Below are 7,587 nucleotides of genomic sequence, written 5' to 3'. Positions count from 1 at the left end.
GACACCGCCGAGCTTGCCGACGTCCTCGCCCATGACGAGAACCTTGGGGTCGGTCTCCAGGGCGCGGCGCAGCGACTCGTTGATCGCCTTGGCCAGAGCCAGCTTCTCGGGCATCTCACTTGATCCCTTCCGCGTCCGCGAACGAAGCCTGGTAGGCGGCGAACTGCGCACGCTCCTCGTCGACGAGCGCGTGCCCGTCGGCGTACACGTGCTCGAACATGGCCGTGGGCGCGGGGGCCTGCATCGAGCGGACCCGGTCGCGGAGGCGGGCGGCCAGGGCGTCGGACTCGCGGTCCACGTCGGCCAGGAAGTCCTCGTCCGCCCAACCCGACCGGCCCAGGTGGGTCTTGAGGCGGCTGATGGGGTCCTTGGCCGCCCACTCCCGCACCTCCTCGTCGTGGCGGTAGCGGGTGGGGTCGTCGGAGGTGGTGTGGGCGCCCATGCGGTACGTGTACGCCTCGATCAGGGTGGGTCCCTCACCGGCGCGGGCCCGCTCCAGGGCCCAGCGGGTCACGGCGAGGCAGGCCAGGACGTCGTTGCCGTCGACGCGGACGCCGGGGAAGCCGAAGCCCTGGGCGCGTTGGTAGAGCGGGACGCGGGTCTGGCGTTCGTTGGGTTCGGAGATGGCCCACTGGTTGTTCTGGCAGAAGAACACCAGGGGGGCGTTGTAGACGGCCGCGAAGTTGAAGGCCTCGCCGACGTCGCCCTGGCTGGTGGCGCCGTCGCCGAAGTACACCATCACCGCGGAGTCGCCGCCGTCCTGGGCCACGCCCATCGCGTAGCCCGTCGCGTGCAGCGTCTGGGAGCCGATGACCAGGGTGTAGAGGTGGAAGGCATGGTCGGCGGGGTCCCAGCCGCCGTTGTTCGCGCCGCGGAACATCGCGAGGAGGTGCAGGGGGTCGACGGAACGGCACAGGGCGACGCCGTGTTCGCGGTAGCTGGGGAAGACGTGGTCGCCGTCGGCGAGGGCGTGCGCGGAGCCGACCTGGGCGGCCTCCTGGCCGAGCAGGGAGGGCCACAGGCCCAGCTCGCCCTGGCGTTGCAGGGTGGTCGCCTCGGCGTCCACGCGGCGGGCTCTGACCATGTCGCGGTACAGGGCGCGGAGCTGTTCGGGGGGTACGGCGTCGACGTACTTGTCGAACTCGGCATTCTCGACGCGCTCGCCGACGGGCGTCAGCAACTGGACCAGGTCGGTTGTCATACGGCTTCTCCGGGGGCGGGGTGGGGTGGATTTCGCTCACCCGCGCTTGCGGGGTGCCGCTCTCTGTGGGACGGGCGCCGCCCCAGCGGTACGACTGCCCGCAGCTGGGCGGATCCGGTGGCCGCCCCAGCGGCACGGCGCCCGCAGCTGGGTGGGACGTGCCGCTGGGGAGGCTGGTGGGGCTACGACTTCCCGGGGGTTTCCTTCGGACGGCCCCCGAAGCCGAACAAACCGATGGCCAGGTTGACGGCCACCCAGATGAAGAGGACCAGGAAGCCGCGCTGGAGGGCGTCGGTGAGGGAGGCGCCGTCGGAGAGGCGGGAGGCGACCACGGTGGCGGTGACGGCGAGGCCGAGGGCGCCGCCGATCTCGCCGGCGGCGTTGAGGACGGCCGAGGTGGTGCCGGCGTCCTCTTCCGTGGCGTCGCGCGTGCCGACCACCGGGGTGGTCATCAGGCAGAGGACCAGGCCGACGCCCAGCAGGGCGGTCACCGGGAGCAGCAGGGACCAGTAGCCCGCGTCCGACGGGGCGTTGGACATCAGGACCAGGACGCCGGCCAGGAGGACCGTGCCGATGGCGTACGGGACTCGGGGGCCGTACTTGGCGATCAGGACCGGGACGGCTCCGGAGACGCCGAGCATGGCGAGGCTGGTCGGGATGTAGGCGAGGCCGACCTCCAGGGGGCTGTAGTGCAGCACCATCTGCATGTACTGCGGCAGCATGAAGAAGGAGGGCAGCATCAGGCCGGCCGAGACGAGCTGGGCGACCGTGCCGGTGGCGACGGACTTGCGGCGCAGGAGCGACAACGGCAGCAGCGGGGCCTTCGCGGTGCTCTCCACCCGTACGAACACGGCGAGCAGGACCACCGCGGCGGCCAGCGCGGTGAGGGCGGTGGTGTCGCCCCAGCCCTTCGTGCCGGCCTGGACGATGCCGAAGACCAGGGACAGCAGGCCGAGGGTGCCGGTCACACCGCCCGCCACGTCGGCCGCGGGACGGGGGCCGGTCGGGGCGCTGCGCGGGATGTAGACGAGGCAGGCGAACAGCAGCACGGCGCCGATCGGGACGTTGATCAGGAACGCCAGTCGCCAGTCGACGTCGGTGATGGCGCCGCCGAGGAGCGTGCCGAGGCTGGCGCCGACACCCATGACGGTGCCCCAGATGCCGAGCGCCTTGGCGCGCTGGTCGGGCTCGGGGTACGTGGTGACCAGGATGGACAGCGCGGCCGGGGACAGCGCGGCGGCGCCGATGCCCTGGAGGGCGCGGCCGCTCAGCAGCAGGCCGCTGCCGTCGGCGACGGTGCACAGCAGTGAGCCGGCCGTGAACAGCACGAGGCCGACGGCCAGGACGTTGCGGCGGGCGAACACGTCGGTGAGGCGGCCGCCGAGCAGCATCAGGCCGCCGAACAGCACCACGTAGATGTTCATGACCCACTGCAGGTTCGTGGCGCTCAGCCCGATGTCGGCCCGCAGTTGCGGGAGCATCACGTTGGCGATCGTCGCGTCGAGGACGCAGATCAGCTGGGCGGTGGCGACCAGGAAGAGGACCAGGCCGCGCTTCACGGTGGCCGGAACCGCCGGAGCGGTCGGCTGCTGGAGGGTGGGCGCCTTCGTCGGCGACTTCGCGGGCGCCGGTGCGGGCCCGGTGCGGGCCGTGTCGTGGGCGTCGATGCTCATGAGGGGTGCTCTCCTTTCTTCCTCAGGCGGCTTCGGCGACGCGGGCGTAGATGGCGGACAGGCTGCGGTCGGCGAGCAGCTTGCCCACGGGGACACGGCTGCCGGTCTCGCGCTCCACGGCGGCGACGAGGCGGATCATGTGCATCGAGTCCCAGCTGACGACGTGGTCGAAGTCGGCGTCGAGGTCGTCGATACCGAGCGGGAGGTCGAGTTCGTCGCGTACGAGGTGGATGAATTCCTCTTTGGTCATCGGGGTGACCCTTCCAGGGCGGAGTCGAGCTGGATGTGGGACGGCACGGCCGGAAGGTCCTCCAGGTCGTGCCGGAAGCGGAGTTCGTCGTCCGCGGTGTGCGTGGTGGCGAAGCCCAGGGAGGGCCAGAACTCCCGCACGTTCTTGTTCTTCTTGGTGGGCCGGTAGCTCGCGGTGACCTCCGCGGCACCGGTCGCCCGGGCGTGGGCGAGAAGGGCGGCGACGGCGGTCTGCTCGATGCCGCGGGCGAAGACCCGGCAGGACAGGAGCATGTTGTCGACCCGCAGCGTGTCGCCGTCGCGCTGCGCGAACACCGCGCCGACGACGCCGTTGTCGCCGAAGCGGTCGGCCGTGCGGATCACCAGGACGAGGTGGTCGTCGGCGGTGGTCCGCTCGGTGACGTCGGCGGCCTGGAGGCGCACCGTCGTCAGGTTGAACTGGTTGGTGCGCAGCGACAGTTGGGCGACCCGGTCGATGTCGCCGGGCGCGGCCTCGGTGAGGGTGACCCGGACGCCGAGGCGGGCGAGGTACTCCTCCTGGGAGCCGGCGCTCTCCAGCAGGTCGGCGCGCTCGGACTCGGTGCGGTAGAGGGCGGCGCGGGCGCGGTCCTCCGCGGTGAGGCGGGCGGTGTCGAACCAGCCGTCGGCGAGCAGCTTCTCGACGTGCAGGGCCGGTTCGTCGTCCAGGCGGACCACGGCGACCTGGGGCAGGCTGCCGGCGACGAGGCCGCACTCGAAGGGCGAGTCGTCGACGAAGACGAAGCTGTCGACGCCGAGGTTGAGTTTGCTCGCGATGTCCTGGAGGTTGGCGTCCTTGGGCTGCCAGTTGGCGTTGATGCGGGCGAAGTCGGCCTCCCGCAGCACCATGTCGGGGTGCTCGCGCACGACCTGGATCAGGTTGTCGTGGTCGTTCTTGCTGCTGACGGCGAGCAGGACGCCCTGCGAGCCGATCTGGCGGACCAGGCGCTGGAAGGTGCCGAACGCCTCGCCGCGGAAGGTGGTCGCGGCGGCGATGCCGTCCGGGCCGTCGTCGCCGAGGACGCCGTCCCACAGGGTGTTGTCCGCGTCGACGACCAGGACCTTCTTGGTGCGGCCGCGCAGCATCCTGGCCAGGTGGGCGACCTCGCGGGCGTAGCGGGCGAGCAGGTCGTCGCCGAGGGCGGCCTTCGCGTACGCGGCCATGCGCGGGTCGTTGAGGGGGGTCCCGGCGGCGACGAGCGGGTCGAGGTCCACGACGTGGACGCGCGGGTTGGCGAGCGCCAGGCGCAGCAGGCCGCTGTTGAAGTCGCGCCACGCCACACCGGCGTGGGCGCGCGACTCGTGGTCGACGAGCTGGTGGGTGACCGTGCGGGGCAGCGGCACCGTGTTCAGGACGAGGACGGCCGTGGAGTGCGCGGTGAACGTGCCGGCCAGCCGCTCCAGTTCGGCGAGCTTGCGCCGGGTGGCCTTCGCGAGGTCCTCGACCTGCCAGGGCGAGCCCAGTTCGTCGAGGAGCAGCTGCGGGTCGAGGACGCACAGGGTGAGGTCGACGTCGGCGGCGTACAGGGTGCTGTCGGTGTCGCGCAGGTCGCGCTGGTAGGCGTCGAAGTCGCTCAGCCGGGTCTCCACCAGCACGCCGTGCCGGCCGAACTCGGCGGCCAGCGGGGCGCCGAGGCCGCCCAGCGTGGAGTGGCCGGTGACGGCGACCACCGCGGTCTCGGTCCCCGGCCAGGCGTCGAGGACCTGCTCGCGGTCGATCTGGGCGAGGACGGATCCGGCACGCCTGAGGTCGGCGTCGGCGCCGGTGGACGCCAGTTCCGCGAGGAGCGGCGCGATCTCCGGGTACCGCTCGGCGAGTCGGCCGTCCTTGCGCAGGGCGCGCAGCGCCTGGAGTGGCGTCTGCTGGGTTTCCGGCGTGGCCGGGCTGGATACCGTGGTCAATGCTCTCTCCTCACGTACGCCGCGATCGGCTGGGCCACGGGCACTCGCGCCGCCCAAGGCCAGGCTGATCGACCGCACTTGAGCGCCACTCGCACGTCCCTGCACCCGCCGTTCGCCGGGGGCCACGTGGAGGCGCATGTGTTTTTCATGCTTCGGGGCGGTGGGGATTCATGGGCGGTCGATGATCCGTGCACTGCCGCTGGAGCCCTGGTCGGGCGAACCATGGAGGACATCAAGCGACCCGGTGATGAGTGGGGGAGGAGTCCGACATGGACGTCAAGATCCTGGGGTCCTTCGAGGCGACGGAGAACGGGGTCGCGCTGCTGCCGACCGCGGGAAAGCCGCGTCAGGTCCTGGCCCTGCTGGCCCTTCAGGCCGGTCAGGTGGTTCCCGTTTCCACGCTGATGGAGGAGTTGTGGGGCACGGAACCGCCCCGCAGCGCACAGACGACGCTGCAGACGTACATCCTGCAGCTGCGCAAGAGACTGGCCGCCGCGCTGCCCGAGGACGGGCCGCGCACCGCGAAGGACGTGCTCACGACCCGCTACGGCGGGTATCTGCTGGACATCACGCCCGAGGAGGTCGACGTGTACGCCTTCGAGCGGATGACGGCGGCCGGCCGGCGCGCGCTGGACCTCGGGGACCGGGAGACCGCGTCGCGGCTGCTGAGGTCGGCGCTGGCGGTGTGGCGCGGCCGGGCCCTGGTCGACGTGTACACCGGCATGCGGCTCAGTGTGGAGGTCACCCGGCTGGAGGAGAGCCGGCTGATGGCCGTCGAGTCCCGGGTCGACGCCGATCTGGCGCTGGGCCGGCACCACGCGCTGCTCAGCGAGCTCGCGGTGCTGACCGCCCGGCACCCCATGCACGAGAGCCTGTGCGCCCAGTACATGGTCGCGCTCTACCGCTCCGGGCAGCAGTGGCGGGCCCTGGAGGCCTTCACCGCGCTGCGCGAGTGCCTCGTCGAGGAGCTCGGGGTGACGCCGTCACCGCGGCTCCAGGAACTCCAGCGGGCGATCCTCGTCTCCGACCCCCAGCTCGACCGGTTCACGCCCCGCAGCGACCTCACCGTCTGAAACACCCTCAGCTCGAGCTCCCCCACGCACACCCCCATGCCGACGCGCAAGGAGTCCGTCATGCTCTCGTCCCTCAAGGCCCTCAACCTGCTGGTGATGTTCCTGCTGGAACTCGCCGTGTACGTAGCGGTCGCCCTGTGGGGGTTCACCGCCAGCGACAAGTGGCCGGTGAAGGTGCTCCTCGGCGTCGGCGCGCCGGTGGCGATGATCGCGGTGTGGGCGATGTTCGGCGCGCCCCGTGCGCCCTACGCGGTGCACGGGGGCGGCCGGGTGGTGCTGGAGGCGCTGTGGTTCGGCGCCGGCGCCGCCGCCCTGGCCGCCTCCGGGAGGCAGGGCTGGGCGGCGACGTTCGTCGGTGTCTACCTGGTCAACGCGGCGCTGCGGTTCCTGTGGAACCAGTGACGCCGCCGCGCGGGACTCACCACTTGGGGGTGTCGAGGAACTCCAGAACCGCGACCGTCCACATGAAGCCCACGCCCACGCCCATGGTGACCAGCAGGTCGCCGGGCCTGGGCTCGCGGGCCTCGACGACGTGGTTGATGCCGATGAGCTGGTCGCCGGCGCCCATGTGGCCGAGGTCCTGGCCCCAGTCGTAGACGGTGGTGGCGCGGTCGACGCCGAGCAGGGAGTAGAAGGAGAACTCCGCGATCGTCTCGGCGATGTTCGCGTGGACGAAGAACCGGGCGTCCGACAGCTTCGCGTCGGCGTCGTCGAGCGCCTCCTGGAGGACTGAGGAGGCGTGCTTCGTCATCTGCTGGATGACCCGGTCGTAGGCGCCCTCCTCCTTCAGGAGGTAGTCCGTCTTGCGGGTGCGCAGGTCGACCGGCTTGCCGTCGAGGAACGGGCCGTCGGTCCAGCCCTCCGTGCCGCGGTAGATGGGCTCCAGGGAGGAGTCGGAGTAGCTCGCGGTGGAGCGCAGCCGGGCGAAGCCGCCCCGGTTGGACAGCACGATCGCGCCCGCGCCGTCGCCGTAGACCTGCTGGCTGTCGGTGCCCCAGCGGTCGAAGTACGGCAGCCGGAAGGCGTCGCCGGTGGTGACCAGGGCGGCCTGCGGGTCCTGGCGGGCGGCGAGGTGGGAGGCGGCGAGTTCGACGCCGGCGAGGCCGCCGTTGGAGCCCTGGCGGACCTCGATGGTCAGTCCGCTGCCGCCGACCGCCTCGTTCTGCACATAGTTGACGGGCGTCCAGAAGTCCTGCCCCTGGTGTCCGACGCAGGCGTGCAGCACCACGCCGTAGCGGTCGGCGGGCAGCCCGGCCCGTTCGACGGCCTGCTTGCCGGCGGCCGCGGCCATCACCGGGCCCGGCTCGTCGGCGCTCGCCACCCGCACCGCGCGGATGCCGTTGGCCTTGGCCTCCTCGGCGTCGTAGCGGCCCGCGGCCACGGCCTGGTCGGCCGTCTCCACCGTCTCGGGCAGGTAGGCCCCGAGACCGGCGACGTAGACGTTGTCCCAACGCATGGTGTGCTCCTGTTT

Annotated in this window: 7 protein-coding genes and 1 pseudogene; 2 read left to right on the top strand and 6 right to left on the bottom strand. The window is 71.8% G+C overall.

Annotated features, from left to right (window positions below; genetic code table 11):
• The 5 genes and pseudogenes from ACGFNV_RS42630 to ACGFNV_RS42610 form a co-directional block, all read right to left on the bottom strand.
• Positions 1 to 114 (bottom strand): annotated as a pseudogene (locus tag ACGFNV_RS42630) (alpha-ketoacid dehydrogenase subunit beta); the annotation flags it as partial.
• Position 115: 1 nt separating this feature from the next.
• Positions 116 to 1,201: a pyruvate dehydrogenase (acetyl-transferring) E1 component subunit alpha gene (gene pdhA / locus ACGFNV_RS42625; RefSeq protein ID WP_393630574.1), complete on the bottom strand. Its 1,086-nt coding sequence runs from the start codon at positions 1,199 to 1,201 to the stop codon at positions 116 to 118.
• A gap of 182 nt (positions 1,202 to 1,383) precedes the next feature.
• Positions 1,384 to 2,874, bottom strand: a complete 1,491-nt coding sequence (locus ACGFNV_RS42620) for an MFS transporter (protein ID WP_393630572.1) — start codon at positions 2,872 to 2,874, stop codon at positions 1,384 to 1,386.
• A gap of 22 nt (positions 2,875 to 2,896) precedes the next feature.
• Positions 2,897 to 3,124: a phosphopantetheine-binding protein gene (locus ACGFNV_RS42615; protein ID WP_133926311.1), complete on the bottom strand. Its 228-nt coding sequence runs from the start codon at positions 3,122 to 3,124 to the stop codon at positions 2,897 to 2,899.
• Complete coding sequence (locus ACGFNV_RS42610) at positions 3,121 to 5,043, bottom strand: HAD-IIIC family phosphatase (RefSeq protein WP_393630570.1); 1,923 nt, start codon at positions 5,041 to 5,043, stop codon at positions 3,121 to 3,123. Before ACGFNV_RS42610 ends, ACGFNV_RS42615 begins: the two co-directional genes overlap by 4 nt.
• Before the next feature lie 269 nt (positions 5,044 to 5,312).
• Between ACGFNV_RS42610 and ACGFNV_RS42605 the strand changes: the two genes are divergently transcribed.
• Together ACGFNV_RS42605 and ACGFNV_RS42600 are read left to right on the top strand one after the other, a co-directional pair.
• Positions 5,313 to 6,116 (top strand): BTAD domain-containing putative transcriptional regulator, encoded by an 804-nt coding sequence (locus tag ACGFNV_RS42605; protein ID WP_393630568.1) that lies wholly within the window; start codon positions 5,313 to 5,315, stop codon positions 6,114 to 6,116.
• A gap of 60 nt (positions 6,117 to 6,176) precedes the next feature.
• A complete protein-coding gene (locus ACGFNV_RS42600) occupies positions 6,177 to 6,518 on the top strand; it encodes a YrdB family protein (protein ID WP_133926314.1) in 342 nt (113 codons plus the stop codon).
• A gap of 16 nt (positions 6,519 to 6,534) precedes the next feature.
• On the opposite strand, the gene ACGFNV_RS42595 is transcribed toward ACGFNV_RS42600, so the two are convergent.
• Entirely contained in the window at positions 6,535 to 7,572 is a 1,038-nt protein-coding gene (locus ACGFNV_RS42595; protein WP_393630566.1) for a ketoacyl-ACP synthase III family protein, read from the bottom strand.
• Between the last annotated feature and the right edge of the window lie 15 nt (positions 7,573 to 7,587).

It is taken from the genome of Streptomyces sp. NPDC048751, from assembly GCF_043198595.1.
Lineage (GTDB): Bacteria > Actinomycetota > Actinomycetes > Streptomycetales > Streptomycetaceae > Streptomyces.
Note: the sequence above shows the minus strand (reverse complement) of the source record. Positions and strands in the feature narration are given on the sequence as shown.

What these genes read in the sequence shown, in the direction of transcription:
- pdhA (WP_393630574.1), bottom strand. Translation starts at nt 1,201, where the DNA reads ATGACAACCGACCTGGTCCAGTTGCTGACGCCCGTCGGCGAGCGCGTC.
- ACGFNV_RS42620 (WP_393630572.1), bottom strand. Translation starts at nt 2,874, where the DNA reads ATGAGCATCGACGCCCACGACACGGCCCGCACCGGGCCCGCACCGGCG.
- ACGFNV_RS42615 (WP_133926311.1), bottom strand. Translation starts at nt 3,124, where the DNA reads ATGACCAAAGAGGAATTCATCCACCTCGTACGCGACGAACTCGACCTC.
- ACGFNV_RS42605 (WP_393630568.1), top strand. Translation starts at nt 5,313, where the DNA reads ATGGACGTCAAGATCCTGGGGTCCTTCGAGGCGACGGAGAACGGGGTC.
- ACGFNV_RS42600 (WP_133926314.1), top strand. Translation starts at nt 6,177, where the DNA reads ATGCTCTCGTCCCTCAAGGCCCTCAACCTGCTGGTGATGTTCCTGCTG.
- ACGFNV_RS42595 (WP_393630566.1), bottom strand. Translation starts at nt 7,572, where the DNA reads ATGCGTTGGGACAACGTCTACGTCGCCGGTCTCGGGGCCTACCTGCCC.